Raw genomic sequence first — 16649 nt, 5'->3', positions numbered from 1 at the left:
GCGAAAGCCAATTCTGATTTATCCGCCGCTGGTCAGCGCAGAAGACCCTGGCGGACCCGTCTGCAGAGTGCTGCAGGCGATTGTGTGACGGAGAGTTAAAATGAAGTTTGTTGATGAAGCGACAATTCTGGTCGTCGCCGGCGATGGCGGTAATGGTTGCGTCAGCTTCCGCCGCGAAAAATATATCCCGAAGGGCGGCCCTGACGGGGGTGATGGTGGTGATGGCGGTGACGTTTATCTGATCGCCGACGAAAACCTCAATACCCTTATCGATTATCGTTTCGAAAAATCGTTCCGCGCCGAGCGTGGGCAGAACGGCCAGAGCCGTGACTGTACCGGCAAACGCGGTAAAGATATCGAAGTTAAAGTGCCGGTCGGCACCCGTGTTATCGATCAGGGCACCGGCGAAACACTGGGCGACATGACGCGCCACGGCCAGAAACTGATGGTCGGCAAAGGCGGCTGGCATGGCCTGGGCAATACCCGTTTCAAATCCTCAGTGAACCGCAGCCCGCGTCAGAAAACCATGGGTACGCCGGGCGAGAAGCGCGATCTCCAGCTGGAGCTGATGCTGCTGGCCGACGTTGGGATGCTGGGCCTGCCGAATGCCGGTAAGTCGACCTTTATCCGTGCTGTCTCAGCCGCTAAACCCAAAGTGGCGGACTATCCGTTTACGACGCTGGTGCCGAGCCTCGGCGTGGTGCGTATGGACAGCGAGCAGAGCTTTGTCGTGGCCGATATCCCTGGCCTGATCGAAGGGGCGGCCGAGGGCGCGGGCCTGGGCATTCGCTTCCTGAAACACCTTGAGCGCTGCCGCGTTCTGCTGCACCTGATCGACATCGATCCTATCGATGAAAGCGATCCGGTCGAAAATGCGCGCATCATTCTGGGCGAGCTGGAAAAGTACAGCGAGAAGCTGTTCAACAAGCCACGCTGGCTGGTCTTCAACAAGGTTGACCTGATCGGTGAAGAAGAGGCGCAGGCTCGCGCGAAAGCGGTAGCGGAAGCGCTGGGCTGGGAAGATAAGTATTACCTGATCTCAGCCGCAAGCCGCACCGGTGTCAACGAACTCTGCTGGGACGTGATGAGCTTCATCAACGCGAATCCGAAAGAAGCAGAGCTTGAAGAGAAGCAGCCGGAGAAAGTGGAATTCATGTGGGATGATTACCACAAGGAAACCCTTGAGAACGCGGTGGAAGCCGAAGACGACGAGTGGGATGACGACTGGGATGATGAAGACGACGAAGGCGTTGAAATTATCTATCAGCGTTAATCTGACCGCAGCATAACGTGATACCCGAAGCCCCCTTTCAGCTGGAAGGGGGCTTCGTTGTTTTCGGGGCCGCTTATCAGCGCACGCCAATCGCGCGAAAAAAACGCAGCAGGTCAGTGGCCCGCTGCGTGCATCAGCGCTGTCGATCAGTTGTTCTGATTGATGTCGCGATAGAGACGGCTCTCGAATCGTACCAGCGGAATGCGGCGGGTCCGTTGATCTTCCGGCGGAACCGCATAGCCGGAGAGGAACTGGACAAAGGCGACCCGGGCACCGCTGGAGGTCGTGATAAAGCCTGCCAGGTTATAGACACCCTGCAGCGAACCGGTTTTCGCCGAGACCTTGCCATCCAGCCCCGCCTCGTGCAGCCCGCCACGGTACTGCAGCGTGCCATCGTAGCCCGCCAGCGGCAGCATCGAAATGTAATCCAGCGTATTGTCATTCTTCGCAATAAACTGCAAAACCTGCATCATGGTCTGCGGCGAAATCAGATCGTGGCGCGACAGCCCGGATCCATCCACCTGAATGCTGTTGCCCATGTCGATATTGGCTTTGGCTTTCAGGATCCGGCGAACGGCATCCTGTCCGGCGCGGAAGGTGCCCGGCACGTTGAAGTAGTGGTGGCCGATGGTACGAAATACGGTGTCGGCAATCATGTTGTCTGACTTCTTCAGCATGGTGTGCAGCAGCGTGTGCAGCGGCGCGGACTGCGTTGAGGCCAGTACGGTGCCCGGCTCAGTCACCTGAGTCTGGCGCACCAGATGGCCACTGTAGTCGATCTCGGATGCGCGCAGTTCCGCTTTCAGTATCTCACCCGCCCAGGCCGCGCCATCCTGCACGGCAAAGGCCAGCGGTAAGGGTTCGGCACGCTGGCGCATACAGCCGGTCAGGGTATAACGGTTCAGTTCGCCCGGCACAACATCCAGCTCACAATACTGTCCTTCGCCGCTGTTGCGCCCGATAGTGCGGACCTGGCTGTACATGTGGGCCGGATAATAGGAGGCGATGCGCACGAAGGCGTTCTCGCCCGGAGTATTCGCACTGTAGAGCGACACCGAGAAGCAGTTCTTATCGACGATAGCCGCGCCCGGCGGGGCGCTGAAGCACTGGGTCATATCGTTCCACGGCCAGCCTGGCGCCATGTCGTGACTGGCAAAGACCGAGGTATCGACAACCAGATTGCCTTTGATGTGGTTGATGCCCTGTTTTTTCAGTGCCGCCACCATATTGCGCAGATCCTGACGGCTTAAGGTGGGATCGCCGCCGAAACGCGCCACTAAGTCGCCATTCAGGGTGCCATCGATAATGGCACCGCGGGTCTCAAACGTGGTCTGAAAACGGTAGTCACCACCCAGTTCCAGCAACGCCGCCAGCGCCGTGACCACTTTCATGGTACTGGCGGGCAGGGCCATCTGTTTGCCGTGGTAATCAATAATCGGTGTGGACGCACCCACTTTCTGCACCATCAACGCCAGATTGGCGCCGTCTGGCAGGTACTGCATGTATTCATCAACTGGCGCTGCGTGCGCCTGCAGCATAAATGCGCAGCTTAATCCGGTAACAAGTCGTGAAAATCGCATAATCTCGCGGTAACTGGCAGGTGAGGGCGTCAATACTACGTCGCTGGACGGGTCAAAGTAAACGATGACCCGCAGGGAACTCTGGGGTAAAATACGTATCAAATTGCAAAACTCTTTTCTGGCCTGGAAGCATCTCCGGGTCAGGTTTCTTTTATTTGCAAAACGGGCTAATGCGCTGCAGAAGGCTTTTTCTGCAGTCACCGGTCAGGATGACATCGTAAAACAGGAAAGATGGCGAGGAGCTTAAATGAATCAGATTCCGATGACGTTAAGAGGCGCTGAGAGATTGCGCGAAGAGCTGAACGAGCTGAAAACCGTGAAGCGTCCGCGCATTATCGCCTCTATCGCTGAAGCACGCGAACATGGCGATTTGAAAGAGAATGCGGAGTATCACGCCGCGCGTGAAGAACAGGGCTTCTGTGAAGGCCGTATTCAGGAGATTGAAGCCAAACTCTCCAATGCGCAGGTCATCGACGTGACGCAGATGCCGAAAACCGGCCGGGTAATCTTTGGTGCCACGGTTACCGTGCTCAACGTTGAAACCGACGAGGAGGCGACCTATCGCATCGTGGGCGATGACGAAGCGGACTTTAAGCAAAATCTGATTTCGGTCAATTCGCCAATGGCGCGTGGTCTGGTGGGCAAAGAAGTCGACGATGTGACCGTCGTGAAAACCCCGGGCGGCGACGTGGAGTATGAGATCCTGAAGGTGGAATACCTTTAAGATGTTGCTACGCTTTGAAAAGCGTTGAAGCACAATGTAAAGAAAGGAAAAAGGCCGCATTGCGGCCTTTTATCTGAGGTAAGAGCATGTCACTTTCTTTGCCCACCTAGCGTGGCAGAGAAATCTTGCTCTCTTTAGACGGGCGATACAGCACCAGCGTTTTGCCGATCACCTGTACGTTGCTGGCACCGGTCTCACGCACGATAGCCTCAACGATCAGCTGCTTCGTTTCACGATCTTCTGAGGCGATTTTTACCTTGATCAGTTCGTGATGTGACAGAGCCTGCTCGATTTCGGCCAGCACGCCTTCAGTCAGGCCATTACCGCCCAGCATAACGACAGGTTTGAGCGGATGGGCGAGGCCCTTGAGGTGCTGTTTTTGTTTGGTACTTAGATTCATCGTAGTATTTTACTTACTCAGGGATTGAAAACGGTTCATTCTACCGCCATCTCGGGTATATCACCAAATCGACGCAACCCATTGCGTGCAGGTTTATCGCTACGATGACGATTTAGTTGGAAATATTATGACGGGTAAAAAGCGTTCGGCCAGCTCCAGCCGCTGGCTTCAGGAACACTTTAGCGATAAATATGTGCTTCAGGCGCAGAAAAAAGGGTTGCGTTCGCGCGCCTGGTTTAAACTTGATGAAATACAACAGGGTGACAAGCTTTTCAAACCCGGTATGACCGTGGTAGATCTGGGTGCTGCACCCGGTGGCTGGTCGCAATATGTGGTACAGCAAATCGGGAATAAAGGGCGCGTTATTGCCTGTGATATCCTGCCAATGGATCCAATTGTCGGTGTCGATTTCCTTCAGGGCGATTTTCGTGAAGAATCGGTGATCAATGCGCTGCTTGAGCGTGTTGGTGATCAACAGGTTCAGGTTGTCATGTCTGACATGGCGCCGAATATGAGTGGTACACCTGCCGTAGATATTCCCCGGTCGATGTATTTAGTGGAGCTGGCGCTGGAGATGTGTCGGGATATCCTGGCACCCGGCGGCAGTTTTGTAGTGAAAGTGTTTCAGGGAGATGGCTTCGATGAATACCTGCGGGAAATTCGCTCCCTGTTTACGAAAGTGAAAATTCGTAAGCCGGACGCTTCACGTTCACGTTCACGTGAAGTGTACATTGTGGCGACTGGGCGCAAACTATAACCAAATTGCTGGAGAGGTCCGCAGCGTTGCTGCGATTCCATGTATGCAGGATCTATAGTACCCTACGCTATCTGTTAACACCGTTGTAATATGAGGTTAATCCCTTGAGTGACATGGCGAAAAACCTGATTCTCTGGTTAGTCATCGCGGTCGTGCTGATGTCAGTATTCCAGAGCTTTGGGCCCAGCGAGTCGAATGGCCGTCGGGTTGATTATTCAACCTTCCTGTCGGAAGTGAACCAGGATCAGGTCCGCGAGGCACGTATTAACGGGCGTGAAATTAACGTTATTAAAAAAGACAGCAATAAATACACCACCTACATTCCTGTCAACGATCCTAAGTTGCTCGATAACCTCTTGACCAAAAACGTCAAAGTGGTAGGCGAACCGCCTGAAGAGCCAAGCCTGCTGGCCTCAATCTTCATTTCGTGGTTCCCGATGCTGCTGCTGATCGGTGTGTGGATCTTCTTTATGCGTCAGATGCAGGGCGGCGGCGGAAAGGGCGCGATGTCCTTCGGCAAGAGCAAAGCCCGCATGCTGACGGAAGACCAGATCAAAACCACGTTTGCTGACGTAGCCGGCTGTGACGAAGCGAAAGAAGAAGTTGGCGAGCTGGTCGAATATCTGCGTGAGCCAAGCCGTTTCCAGAAGCTGGGCGGTAAGATTCCAAAAGGCGTGCTGATGGTGGGGCCGCCGGGTACCGGTAAAACCCTGCTGGCGAAAGCGATTGCCGGTGAAGCGAAGGTGCCGTTCTTTACCATCTCCGGTTCTGACTTCGTGGAAATGTTTGTTGGTGTCGGTGCATCCCGTGTGCGTGACATGTTCGAACAGGCGAAAAAAGCCGCGCCCTGCATCATCTTTATCGATGAGATCGACGCCGTCGGTCGTCAGCGCGGTGCCGGTTTAGGCGGTGGTCACGATGAGCGTGAGCAGACCCTGAACCAGATGCTGGTTGAGATGGATGGTTTTGAAGGCAACGAAGGCATTATCGTTATCGCCGCCACAAACCGTCCTGACGTACTGGACCCTGCGCTGCTGCGTCCGGGCCGCTTTGACCGTCAGGTCGTGGTGGGCCTGCCGGATGTCCGCGGTCGTGAGCAGATCCTGAAAGTCCATATGCGTCGTGTGCCACTGGCCACCGATATCGATGCTGCAATCATTGCGCGCGGTACACCGGGCTTCTCTGGTGCAGACCTGGCTAACCTGGTCAACGAAGCTGCACTGTTTGCCGCCCGCTCGAACAAGCGTGTGGTTTCTATGGTGGAGTTCGAGAAAGCGAAAGACAAAATCATGATGGGTGCGGAACGTCGCTCCATGGTGATGACGGAAGCGCAGAAAGAGTCCACCGCCTATCATGAAGCGGGCCACGCCATTATCGGTCGTCTGGTTCCTGAGCATGATCCGGTGCATAAAGTGACCATTATTCCGCGCGGTCGTGCGCTGGGTGTGACCTTCTTCCTGCCTGAAGGCGACGCGATCAGCGCCAGCCGTCAGAAACTGGAAAGCCAGATCTCTACCCTCTACGGCGGTCGTCTGGCGGAAGAGATCATCTACGGTGCTGAACATGTTTCTACCGGCGCGTCGAACGACATCAAAGTCGCGACCAACCTGGCACGTAACATGGTGACGCAGTGGGGCTTCTCTGAAAAACTGGGTCCGTTGCTTTATGCAGAAGAAGAAGGTGAAGTCTTCCTCGGCCGTTCGGTCGCGAAAGCGAAACACATGTCTGATGAAACGGCCCGCATCATCGACCAGGAAGTTAAACACCTGATCGACAGCAACTACCAGCGCGCACGTCGCATTCTGGGTGAGAACATGGACATCCTTCACGCGATGAAAGACGCGCTGATGAAGTATGAAACCATCGATGCTCCGCAGATCGATGACCTGATGGCCCGTCGCGAAGTGCGTCCGCCAGCAGGCTGGGAAGACCCAGGCAGCAACTCAGACAACAACGGTACGCCAAAGGCGCCACGTCCGGTCGATGAACCGCGTACGCCGAACCCAGGCAACACCATGTCTGAGCAGTACAACAAATAAGACGCAACATCGTCAGACAAAACCCCGGCTGGTCCGGGGTTTTTTACATCCGGATAGTGACCCAAAGGAGTTTTCGCCATGAAGTTGTTCGCCCGTGATTCCCATCTCGATTTATCGTTTCCGCATGTGATGGGCATTCTGAACGTCACGCCGGACTCCTTTTCAGATGGCGGCAGGCACAACGCGCTGGTCGATGCGCTGACGCACACCAACGAGATGGTTAACGCCGGTGCCACCATCATTGACGTGGGCGGTGAATCGACCCGTCCCGGAGCGGACGAGGTCAGCGAGGAGGAGGAGCTGGAGCGGGTGATCCCGGTGGTCGAGGCCATTGCCCGGCGCTTCGAGGTCTGGATTTCAGTCGATACCTCCAAGGCGGCGGTGATCCGGGAAGCGGCGCGAGTGGGTGCTCACATCATTAATGACGTCCGGTCGCTCTCTGAACCGGGTGCGCTGGAGGCCGCGGCCGCTACCGACCTGCCTGTCTGTCTGATGCACATGCAGGGTGAACCGCGCACCATGCAGGAGGCTCCACGGTATGACAATATCCTGAGTGAAGTGGACACTTACTTCGCTCAGCAGATCGCGCGCTGTGAGGCGGCAGGGATCAAAAAAGCGCGACTGATACTCGACCCGGGCTTCGGTTTCGGTAAAAATCTCAGCCACAATTATGAGCTGCTGGCGCATCTCGGCGATTTCCATCACTTCGGCCTGCCACTTCTGGTGGGAATGTCGCGTAAGTCGATGATTGGCCAGCTGTTAAATGTCGGTCCGTCGCAGCGTTTAACCGGCAGCCTGAGTTGCGCGGTCATTGCTGCCATGCAGGGCGCGCAGATCATTCGCGCGCATGATGTCAAAGAGACGGCCGAAGCGATGCGCGTGGTCGAAGCGACCCGAAGAGCAAAAGGATAATCATGAGTAATCGTAAATATTTTGGTACAGACGGCATTCGCGGCAAAGTCGGTGAAGCCCCCATCACCCCCGATTTTGTCCTGAAGCTGGGCTGGGCCGCAGGTAAAGTGCTGGCGCGTCACGGTTCCAAAAAGATCATCATCGGTAAAGATACGCGCATATCTGGCTATATGCTGGAGTCTGCGCTGGAAGCGGGCCTCGCCGCCGCCGGCCTGACGGCCGCATTTACCGGCCCGATGCCGACGCCCGCCATCGCCTATCTCACCCGCACCTTCCGTGCGGAGGCCGGAATTGTGATCTCAGCTTCGCACAACCCGTTCGATGACAACGGCATTAAGTTCTTCTCATCCGAGGGCACTAAACTGCCTGATGACGTTGAGGAAGCGATTGAGCTGGAGATGGAGAAGCCGATTACCTGCGTTGAATCCGCGCAGCTCGGTCGTGCCAGCCGCATCGTGGATGCCGCAGGACGCTACATCGAATTCTGCAAAGGCACGTTCCCCAGCGAACTGAGCCTGAATGGCCTGAAGATAGTGGTGGACTGCGCCAATGGTGCCACCTACCACATCGCCCCGAATGTCCTGCGTGAACTGGGCGCGACCGTGATCGCTATCGGCGTTCAGCCGGACGGCATGAACATCAACAAAGCGTGTGGTGCCACCGATCTGGAACTGCTGCAGCAGCGTGTTCTGGCGGAGAAGGCCGATATCGGTCTGGCCTATGACGGCGACGGCGACCGCATCATGATGATTGACCATCTGGGCGAAAAAGTGGATGGCGACCAGATCCTCTACATCATTGCACGCGAAGCACTGCGCCAGGGTCAGCTGCGCGGTGGGGTCGTCGGGACGCTGATGAGCAACATGGGGCTGGAGCTTGCGCTGAAACAGCTCGGCATTCCGTTCACCCGCGCCAAAGTGGGCGACCGCTATGTGCTGGAGAAGATGCAGGAGAAGGGCTGGCGTCTCGGTGCCGAGAACTCCGGTCATGTCATCCTGCTGGATAAGACCACCACAGGCGACGGCATCGTAGCAAGTTTGCAGGTACTCACTGCCATGGTCCGCAACCACATGAGCCTGCATGACCTCTGCAGCGGCATGAAGATGCTGCCTCAGGTGCTGGTCAACGTCCGCTTTGCGGGTGAACACGATCCCCTGCAGAGTGATGCCGTAAAAAGTGTGACGGCCGACGTCGAAAAAGCGCTGGCGGGACGCGGACGTGTGCTGCTGCGCAAATCGGGAACGGAGCCGTTGATTCGCGTGATGGTTGAGGGCGAAAATGAGGCGCAGGTGACCGAACTGGCCAATCGTATCGCCGACCAGGTTAAAGCAGTTTAATGCGGTTACAGGCCGTTCGCGGTGCGCAGAACTGCCTGTAAAATCACCGGGATGGCGCTTTTTTCTGCAATCAGTGCAGGCGGTGAAAATTGCACTTGCAGAGATATGCGCCTTTGGTTAGTATTCACACCCGCTTCTGATGGGTGATGACGAGACTCCCCATCAATACTGGTTGAAGCTTTAACTGTACGATTATCGTGCAAGGAACAGGTTGAATATGTACGAAGCTCTTTTAGTTGTTTTCCTTATTGTAGCGATCGCCCTCGTGGCCATGATCATGCTGCAGCAAGGCAAAGGCGCTGATATGGGAGCCTCATTCGGTGCAGGCGCATCCGGTACAGTGTTTGGTTCATCGGGTTCAGGTAACTTCCTGACACGTACAACCGGCATTTTAGCGGCACTGTTCTTCATCATCAGCCTGGTTCTGGGTAATCTGAACAGCAACAAGTCTTCGAAAGGAAGCGAGTGGGAAAATCTTTCTGCGCCGGCGCAGTCTTCTCAACAGACTGAAAAGCCAGCTCAACCGGTTACGCCGGGCAGCGATATTCCTAAGTAAGGTCGTCAGCACAACGCATCGTTGTGGTCAGTGTAGTGCCGTGGTGGTGGAATTGGTAGACACGCTACCTTGAGGTGGTAGTGCCCGATTGGGCTTACGGGTTCAAGTCCCGTCCTCGGTACCAAATCGTAGTATCCCTTGCATTTTATGCAGGTCTGGCGTATTATTCGCCACGTTTTCGGACGCGGGGTGGAGCAGCCTGGTAGCTCGTCGGGCTCATAACCCGAAGGTCGTCGGTTCAAATCCGGCCCCCGCAACCACTTTCCCTTTGAGTTCTTTTTCAAATATACTGTATGCATCGACGGACGCATTCACGGCTATTTTTTGAAAGAAAATTCTTTGGATGGAGTCCGGGCCGCTTAGCGGCATACAGGGTCCAGTGATTAAAAGCCCCGACTATTCGGGGTTTTTTGTTATTAGCGAATCGTAATACTGGGCTATAGGCCCTTTTTTTATGTCTTGGGGGTGGGCTTGTCCACATTAGAGCAAAAATTGACAGAGTTGGTATCGGCTCCCGTAGAAGCGCTGGGTTACGAACTGGTTGGAATTGAATTCGTTCGTAGTCGCACATCTATCCTGCGCATCTATATTGATAGTGAAGATGGCATCAATGTCGATGATTGCGCCGATGTCAGCCACCAGGTAAGCGCCGTAATGGATGTAGAAGATCCAATTACCGTGCCTTACAACCTTGAAGTCTCTTCACCGGGACTCGATCGTCCTCTGTTCACCGCAGAACACTACACCCGCTTTATGGGGGATGAAGTGAGTCTGGTGTTGCGTATGGCCGTTCAGAACCGCCGTAAATGGCAGGGAATCATCAAGTCAGTTGATGGCGAGATGATCACGGTGCACGTAGAGGGTAACGATGAAGTGTTCGCGCTGAGTAACATTCAGAAAGCGAACCTGGTCCCCCACTTTTAAAAGTCCGGATTGAGGCTAACCAGGATGAACAAAGAGATCTTAGCTGTTGTAGAAGCCGTTTCTAACGAAAAAGCCCTGCCGCGTGAGAAAATCTTCGAAGCGCTGGAGAGCGCGCTGGCGACTGCGACCAAGAAAAAGTATGAGCAGGAAATTGAGGTACGCGTCAGCATTGATCGCCGCAGTGGCGACTTCGATACTTTCCGCCGCTGGGAAATCGTTGAAGAGGTAACTCAGCCGACGCGCGAGATCACGCTGGATGCGGCCCGTTACGAAGATGAAGCACTCAATCTGGGCGATTTCGTTGAAGATCAGATTGAATCGGTCACCTTTGACCGTATCACCACCCAGACCGCGAAACAGGTTATCGTGCAGAAAGTGCGCGAAGCCGAACGCGCAATGGTGGTTGATCAGTTCCGTGAGCAGGAAGGCGAAATTATCACGGGCGTGGTGAAGAAAGTTAACCGCGACAACATTTCCCTCGACTTAGGCAACAACGCTGAAGCGGTGATTCTGCGCGAAGATATGCTGCCCCGCGAAAACTTCCGCCCGGGCGACCGTATCCGCGGCGTTCTCTACTCTGTCCGCCCGGAAGCCCGTGGCGCGCAGCTGTTTGTGACGCGTTCCAAACCCGAAATGCTGGTTGAACTCTTCCGCATCGAGGTGCCGGAAATCGGCGAAGAACTGATTGAAATTAAAGCCGCCGCTCGTGATCCGGGTTCGCGCGCGAAGATTGCAGTCAAAACCAACGACAAACGTATCGATCCGGTCGGTGCCTGTGTGGGCATGCGCGGCGCGCGTGTTCAGGCTGTTTCCAGCGAGCTGGGCGGCGAGCGTATCGATATCGTGCTGTGGGACGATAACCCGGCGCAGTTTGTTATTAACGCCATGGCGCCGGCTGATGTGGCGTCAATCGTGGTTGATGAAGATAACCACACGATGGATATCGCCGTCGAAGCTGGCAACCTGGCTCAGGCGATCGGCCGTAACGGCCAAAACGTGCGTCTCGCTTCGCAGCTCAGCGGCTGGGAGCTGAACGTGATGACCGTCGATGATCTGCAGGCTAAGCATCAGGCTGAAGCGCATGCGGCGATCGATATGTTCACCAAACATCTCGACATCGACGAAGAGTTCGCCACCGTACTGGTGGAAGAGGGCTTCTCCTCGCTGGAAGAGCTGGCCTACGTGCCAATCAACGAGCTGCTGGAAGTCGACGGCCTCGACGAAGAGACCATTGAAGCCCTGCGTGAACGAGCAAAAAATGCGTTAACCACCCTGGCACTGGCGAAAGAAGAGAGTCTTGGAAATCAGGAGCCCGCTGAGGATCTTCTGAATCTTGAAGGCCTCGATCGTGCGCTGGCGTTCCGCCTGGCGTCGAAAGGCGTCTGCACGCTGGAAGATCTCGCTGAGCAAGGTGTTGACGATCTGACGGATATTGAAGGCCTGTCTGATGAACAAGCCGGCGCGCTGATTATGGCCGCACGTAATATCTGCTGGTTCGGCGATGACGCGTAATAACAGGAAGGAACAGCATGACAGATGTAACCGTAAAATCGCTGGCCGCAGAAATTCAGACTCCGGTCGATCGCCTGGTACAGCAATTTGCTGATGCGGGGATCCCGAAGTCTGAAAATGATGCCGTGACCCAGCAAGAGAAAGAAACCTTACTATCTCACCTGAACCGTGAACACGGTCAGGTCGGTTCAGCTAAGCTGACGCTGCAGCGTAAAACGCGCAGCACCTTGAATATTCCAGGCACCGGGGGTAAAAGTAAGTCGGTGCAAATTGAAGTCCGCAAAAAGCGTACCTATGTGAAGGGTGATGCAGAGGCTGAGCAAGCTCAGGCAGAAGCTGAAGCCGAGGCGCAGCGTGAAGCGGAAGAGCAGGCGCAACGCGAGGCTGAAGAAAAAGCCCGTCGCGAAGCTGAACAGAAAGCGCAACGTGAAGCCGAAGACAAAGCCAGGCGCGAAGCCGCTGATAAGGCCAAACGTGCAGCAGCGGAAAATGACAAAGTGACAAATCAACCTACCGACGAAGTGACCAGGGCTGCGCAGTCAGACAAAGCCCGTCGCGAAGCTGAAGCCGCTGAACTGAAGCGTAAAGCTGAAGAAGAAGCCCGCCGTAAGCTCGAAGAGGCTGCCCGCCTTGTGGCAGAAGAAGCCCGCCGCCTGGCTGAAGAGAAATCAGCAGAGTGGGAAAAACCGGAAGAAGAGGATAAGGGCGACTATCACGTCACCACTTCGACCCACGCCCGTCAGGCAGAAGACGAAAACGACCGTCAGGTTGAAGCAGGCCGTGCGCGTGCGCGTACCACGGCTAAAGCGACTCGTCCGGCGAAAAAAGGCAACAAGCATTCCGAAGCCAAAACTGACCGTGAAGAAGCGCGTGCGCAGGTTCGTGGCGGTAAAGGCGGTAAGCATCGCAAACCAAGCGCACTGCAGCAGGGCTTTAACAAGCCGGCGCAGGCCGTTAACCGCGATGTGGTGATTGGCGAAACCATCACCGTTGCAGAACTGGCTAACAAAATGGCCGTCAAAGGTTCTCTGGTCATCAAAGCGATGATGAAGATGGGCGCGATGGCGACCATCAACCAGGTCATCGACCAGGAAACCGCACAGCTCGTCGCCGAAGAGATGGGCCACAAAGTGACCCTGCGTCGTGAAAACGAGCTGGAAGAGGCGGTAATGGACGATCGTGATACCGATGCGGCGCAGGAATCGCGCGCGCCGGTTGTGACCATCATGGGCCACGTCGACCACGGTAAAACCTCTCTGCTGGACTATATCCGCTCCACCAAAATCGCCTCTGGCGAAGCGGGCGGCATTACACAGCACATCGGTGCTTACCACGTTGAAACCGACAACGGTATGATCACTTTCCTGGATACCCCGGGCCACGCCGCGTTTACCGCGATGCGTGCACGTGGTGCGCAGGCGACAGATATCGTTATCCTGGTTGTCGCTGCGGACGATGGCGTGATGCCACAGACCATCGAAGCCATCCAGCACGCCAAAGCGGCAAAAGTGCCGGTTGTGGTTGCGGTGAACAAGTGCGACAAGCCAGAAGCGGATCCGGATCGTGTTAAAAACGAACTGACTCAGTACGGTATCATTCCGGAAGAGTGGGGCGGCGAAAACATGTTCGTCAGCGTCTCTGCGAAAGCCGGTACCGGTATTGATGACCTGTTGAATGCAATCCTGCTGCAGGCGGAAGTGCTGGAACTGACCGCTATCCGTGCAGGTATGGCGAGCGGCGTGGTGATCGAATCGTTCCTCGACAAAGGTCGTGGTCCGGTCGCTACCGTACTGGTACGCGAAGGTACGCTGAACAAGGGCGACATCGTTCTGTGTGGCTTCGAATATGGCCGCGTTCGTGCAATGCGCGATGAGCTGGGCCGCGAAGTCATGGAAGCGGGTCCATCTATCCCGGTTGAGATTCTGGGCCTGTCCGGCGTGCCGGCAGCGGGTGATGAAGCAACCGTGGTACGTGACGAGAAGAAAGCCCGTGAAGTGGCGCTCTATCGTCAGGGCAAATTCCGCGAAGTGAAACTGGCTCGCCAGCAGAAATCTAAGCTTGAGAACATGTTTGCGAACATGACCGAAGGCGAAGTGTCTGAACTGAACATCGTGCTGAAAGCAGACGTTCAGGGTTCTGTGGAAGCGATCTCCGACTCCCTGCTGAAACTCTCCACCGACGAAGTGAAGGTGAAGATTGTAGGTTCAGGCGTGGGCGGTATCACCGAAACCGACGCAACCCTGGCAGCTGCATCCAACGCCATCCTGATTGGCTTCAACGTGCGTGCCGATGCCTCTGCGCGTCGCGTCATTGACTCAGAAAGCCTGGATCTGCGCTACTACTCCGTCATCTATAACCTGATTGACGAAGTGAAAGCGGCGATGAGCGGTATGCTGGCACCAGAGTACAAACAGCAGATCATCGGTCTGGCTGCGGTACGTGACGTGTTCAAATCACCGAAGTTTGGCGCGATTGCCGGTTGTATGGTGACGGAAGGTAACATCAAACGTCACAATCCAATCCGCGTTCTGCGTGACAACGTGGTGATTTACGAAGGCGAGCTGGAATCCCTGCGTCGCTTCAAAGATGACGTCAACGAAGTGCGTAACGGCATGGAGTGCGGTATCGGCGTGAAGAACTACAACGACGTTCGCGTTGGCGATATGATCGAAGTGTTTGAAATCATCGAAATTAAACGCACCATCGAGTAATAGACTGCTGATGTGTTGCAATTTGGGAGGCCTCTGGCCTCCCGAATTATTTGGGAGAAATAATGATGGCGAAAGAATTTGGTCGCCCGCAGCGCGTGTCACAAGAGCTGCAGAAAGAGATTGCAATGATCCTGCAGCGTGAGATCAAAGATCCCCGTCTGGGCATGATGGTCACCGTGTCAGGTGTCGAAGTGTCACGCGATCTCGCCTATGCAAAAGTGTTTGTCACTTTCCTCAACGATCAGGATGAAGACGCGGTTAAGCAGGGTCTGAAAGCTCTGAAAGAGGCGTCCGGCTATATCCGCATTCTGCTAGGCAAAGCGATGCGTCTGCGTATCGTGCCTGAGCTGACCTTCTTCTACGACAACTCACTGGTGGAAGGGATGCGCATGTCCAACCTGGTGACCAGCGTTGTGAAGAACGATGAAGAGCGCCGTGGCCAGGACGCCACTGGCGATGACGAGGAGGCGTAATGAGTCGTCCGCGTCGTCGCGGCCGCGACGTCCATGGCGTGTTGTTGCTGGATAAGCCACAAGGCGTCTCGTCGAATGATGTTCTGCAGAAAGTGAAGCGTATTTTTAATGCGAATCGCGCAGGACACACCGGCGCGCTGGACCCGCTGGCGACCGGCATGCTGCCGATCTGCCTGGGTGAAGCAACCAAGTTTTCGCAGTATCTGCTGGACTCCGACAAACGCTACCGCGTCATCGCCCGGCTGGGTGAACGGACCGACACCTCTGATGCCGATGGCAACATTGTGCAGACGCGGCCGGTCAGCTTCACGCAGGCCGAACTGGACAGCGCGCTGGAGAGCTTCCGTGGCGATACGCTGCAGGTGCCTTCAATGTTTTCGGCGCTGAAGCATCAGGGCCGTCCGCTGTATGAATATGCGCGTCAGGGCATTGAGATTGCACGCGAGCCGCGCCCGATTACGGTCTATGAGTTGCAGTTTATCCGCTGGCAGGATAACGAGCTGGAGCTGGAGATTCACTGCTCCAAAGGCACCTACATTCGCACCATCATCGATGACCTGGGCGAAAAGCTGGGATGTGGCGCGCATGTGATCATGCTGCGTCGCGTTCAGGTTGCGCGTTATCCTTTTGAACGGATGGTGACTCTGGAGCAGCTCAACACGCTGCTGACCGAAGCAACCGAAGCGGATATCCCGCTGGAGACGCAGCTCGATCCGCTGCTGCTGCCGATGGACAGTCCCGCTTCCGATTTCCCGGAAGTGAATATTCCTTCTGCGGTAGCCGACTTCTTCCGTCAGGGGCAGCCGGTGCAGGCCAGTCACGCGCCCGCGCAGGGGCTGGTCAGGGTATCGGAAGGCGAAGCGCGCAGGTTTATCGGTATGGCAGAAATCGCGGCCGATGGCCGGCTCGCACCACGCCGTTTAGTGGTCGAATATCAGGATTAAGCGGCGCCTTCACTTTTCGCTGATGGGGCATTTGCGTTGCTATCAGGCGCAGAGTAGAATAGCGCGGCTTTAAAGCGGGATGCTGAATTAGAGATCGGCACCCATACATTCATTTATTACTGGAGTTTATTATGTCTCTAAGCGTAGAAGCTAAAGCAGAGATCGTTGCTAAATATGGTCGTGGTGCTAACGACAGCGGTTCAACCGAAGTTCAGGTTGCCCTGCTGACCGCGCAGATCACCCATCTGCAGGGTCACTTCTCTGAGCACAAAAAAGACCACCACAGCCGCCGCGGTCTGCTGCGCATGGTATCTCAGCGTCGTAAGCTGCTGGACTACCTGAAGCGTAAAGACGTTGCACGCTACAGCAGCCTGATCGAGAGCCTCGGTCTGCGTCGCTAAGTCTGAAAAATCTGGTCGTCGGGGCGTTATGCGGGCATTTGCACGGTGTGCAGCTTACGATCAGATTTGTGCGAGTTTCGTGAAGAGGGGGCCTTTATGGCCCCTT

The 16649-nt window shown here is 55.5% G+C and carries 15 protein-coding genes and 2 tRNA genes; 15 read left to right on the top strand and 2 right to left on the bottom strand.

From position 1 onward, the window contains the following. The first annotated feature begins 100 nt into the window (after positions 1–100). Complete coding sequence (gene cgtA, locus J1C59_RS16460) at positions 101–1273, top strand: Obg family GTPase CgtA (protein WP_128083993.1); 1173 nt, start codon at positions 101–103, stop codon at positions 1271–1273. Between the two features lie 146 nt (positions 1274–1419). Here the strand turns inward: cgtA and dacB are convergent, their stop codons facing one another. After that, positions 1420–2853, bottom strand: coding sequence for a serine-type D-Ala-D-Ala carboxypeptidase (gene dacB, locus J1C59_RS16455; protein ID WP_128083994.1), 1434 nt, complete (start codon positions 2851–2853; stop codon positions 1420–1422). 247 nt (positions 2854–3100) lie between these two features. Here dacB and greA point away from each other — a divergent pair, with 247 nt between their 5' ends. After that, complete coding sequence (greA, locus tag J1C59_RS16450; protein WP_128083995.1) at positions 3101–3577, top strand: transcription elongation factor GreA; 477 nt, start codon at positions 3101–3103, stop codon at positions 3575–3577. Positions 3578–3683: 106 nt separating this feature from the next. Here the strand turns inward: greA and yhbY are convergent, their stop codons facing one another. Then, the gene (yhbY, locus tag J1C59_RS16445) at positions 3684–3977 is read right to left on the bottom strand and encodes a ribosome assembly RNA-binding protein YhbY (protein WP_010251809.1); all 294 of its coding nucleotides are present in this window, start codon (positions 3975–3977) and stop codon (positions 3684–3686) included. A 127-nt stretch (positions 3978–4104) separates the two neighbouring features. Here yhbY and rlmE point away from each other — a divergent pair, with 127 nt between their 5' ends. From rlmE to rpsO, 13 genes are all read left to right on the top strand, one after another. Next, positions 4105–4734 carry a 23S rRNA (uridine(2552)-2'-O)-methyltransferase RlmE gene (rlmE, locus tag J1C59_RS16440; protein ID WP_128084012.1) on the top strand — a complete coding sequence of 210 codons (630 nt, stop codon included), beginning with the start codon at positions 4105–4107 and terminating at the stop codon, positions 4732–4734. Between the two features lie 113 nt (positions 4735–4847). Further along, positions 4848–6773: an ATP-dependent zinc metalloprotease FtsH gene (ftsH, locus tag J1C59_RS16435; protein ID WP_111139586.1), complete on the top strand. Its 1926-nt coding sequence runs from the start codon at positions 4848–4850 to the stop codon at positions 6771–6773. 78 nt (positions 6774–6851) lie between these two features. Next, a complete protein-coding gene (folP, locus tag J1C59_RS16430) occupies positions 6852–7685 on the top strand; it encodes a dihydropteroate synthase (RefSeq protein WP_128083996.1) in 834 nt (277 codons plus the stop codon). A 2-nt stretch (positions 7686–7687) separates the two neighbouring features. Next, positions 7688–9022, top strand: coding sequence for a phosphoglucosamine mutase (glmM, locus tag J1C59_RS16425; RefSeq protein ID WP_128083997.1), 1335 nt, complete (start codon positions 7688–7690; stop codon positions 9020–9022). 217 nt (positions 9023–9239) lie between these two features. Further along, complete coding sequence (gene secG, locus J1C59_RS16420) at positions 9240–9578, top strand: preprotein translocase subunit SecG (protein ID WP_128083998.1); 339 nt, start codon at positions 9240–9242, stop codon at positions 9576–9578. A gap of 37 nt (positions 9579–9615) precedes the next feature. Then, positions 9616–9702, top strand: a tRNA-Leu gene (locus tag J1C59_RS16415). 59 nt (positions 9703–9761) lie between these two features. Then, a tRNA-Met gene (locus J1C59_RS16410) sits at positions 9762–9838 on the top strand. Between the two features lie 211 nt (positions 9839–10049). Beyond that, positions 10050–10502 (top strand): ribosome maturation factor RimP, encoded by a 453-nt coding sequence (rimP, locus tag J1C59_RS16405; protein WP_139805862.1) that lies wholly within the window; start codon positions 10050–10052, stop codon positions 10500–10502. A gap of 24 nt (positions 10503–10526) precedes the next feature. Then, positions 10527–12014, top strand: a complete 1488-nt coding sequence (gene nusA / locus J1C59_RS16400) for a transcription termination factor NusA (RefSeq protein WP_128084000.1) — start codon at positions 10527–10529, stop codon at positions 12012–12014. A 17-nt stretch (positions 12015–12031) separates the two neighbouring features. Then, on the top strand, positions 12032–14725 hold the full coding sequence (gene infB, locus J1C59_RS16395; protein WP_128084001.1) for a translation initiation factor IF-2: 2694 nt from the start codon (positions 12032–12034) through the stop codon (positions 14723–14725). Between the two features lie 65 nt (positions 14726–14790). Then, positions 14791–15198, top strand: a complete 408-nt coding sequence (gene rbfA / locus J1C59_RS16390) for a 30S ribosome-binding factor RbfA (protein ID WP_128084013.1) — start codon at positions 14791–14793, stop codon at positions 15196–15198. Then, positions 15198–16142, top strand: coding sequence for a tRNA pseudouridine(55) synthase TruB (gene truB, locus J1C59_RS16385; protein WP_140916840.1), 945 nt, complete (start codon positions 15198–15200; stop codon positions 16140–16142). Before rbfA ends, truB begins: the two co-directional genes overlap by 1 nt. 131 nt (positions 16143–16273) lie before the next feature. Continuing rightward, complete coding sequence (gene rpsO / locus J1C59_RS16380; RefSeq protein WP_003851063.1) at positions 16274–16543, top strand: 30S ribosomal protein S15; 270 nt, start codon at positions 16274–16276, stop codon at positions 16541–16543. Positions 16544–16649: the final 106 nt, after the last annotated feature.

Source organism: Pantoea deleyi, assembly GCF_022647325.1.
GTDB lineage: Bacteria > Pseudomonadota > Gammaproteobacteria > Enterobacterales > Enterobacteriaceae > Pantoea > Pantoea deleyi.
This window is presented reverse-complemented; position numbering and strand designations above follow the sequence as displayed.

Coding starts and splice junctions, on each gene's coding strand:
- glmM (WP_128083997.1), top strand. CDS start 7,688: ATGAGTAATCGTAAATATTTTGGTACAGACGGCATTCGCGGCAAAGTC.
- greA (WP_128083995.1), top strand. CDS start 3,101: ATGAATCAGATTCCGATGACGTTAAGAGGCGCTGAGAGATTGCGCGAA.
- yhbY (WP_010251809.1), bottom strand. CDS start 3,977: ATGAATCTAAGTACCAAACAAAAACAGCACCTCAAGGGCCTCGCCCAT.
- rbfA (WP_128084013.1), top strand. CDS start 14,791: ATGGCGAAAGAATTTGGTCGCCCGCAGCGCGTGTCACAAGAGCTGCAG.
- cgtA (WP_128083993.1), top strand. CDS start 101: ATGAAGTTTGTTGATGAAGCGACAATTCTGGTCGTCGCCGGCGATGGC.
- secG (WP_128083998.1), top strand. CDS start 9,240: ATGTACGAAGCTCTTTTAGTTGTTTTCCTTATTGTAGCGATCGCCCTC.
- truB (WP_140916840.1), top strand. CDS start 15,198: ATGAGTCGTCCGCGTCGTCGCGGCCGCGACGTCCATGGCGTGTTGTTG.
- rlmE (WP_128084012.1), top strand. CDS start 4,105: ATGACGGGTAAAAAGCGTTCGGCCAGCTCCAGCCGCTGGCTTCAGGAA.
- rpsO (WP_003851063.1), top strand. CDS start 16,274: ATGTCTCTAAGCGTAGAAGCTAAAGCAGAGATCGTTGCTAAATATGGT.
- infB (WP_128084001.1), top strand. CDS start 12,032: ATGACAGATGTAACCGTAAAATCGCTGGCCGCAGAAATTCAGACTCCG.
- nusA (WP_128084000.1), top strand. CDS start 10,527: ATGAACAAAGAGATCTTAGCTGTTGTAGAAGCCGTTTCTAACGAAAAA.
- ftsH (WP_111139586.1), top strand. CDS start 4,848: ATGGCGAAAAACCTGATTCTCTGGTTAGTCATCGCGGTCGTGCTGATG.
- dacB (WP_128083994.1), bottom strand. CDS start 2,853: ATGCGATTTTCACGACTTGTTACCGGATTAAGCTGCGCATTTATGCTG.
- folP (WP_128083996.1), top strand. CDS start 6,852: ATGAAGTTGTTCGCCCGTGATTCCCATCTCGATTTATCGTTTCCGCAT.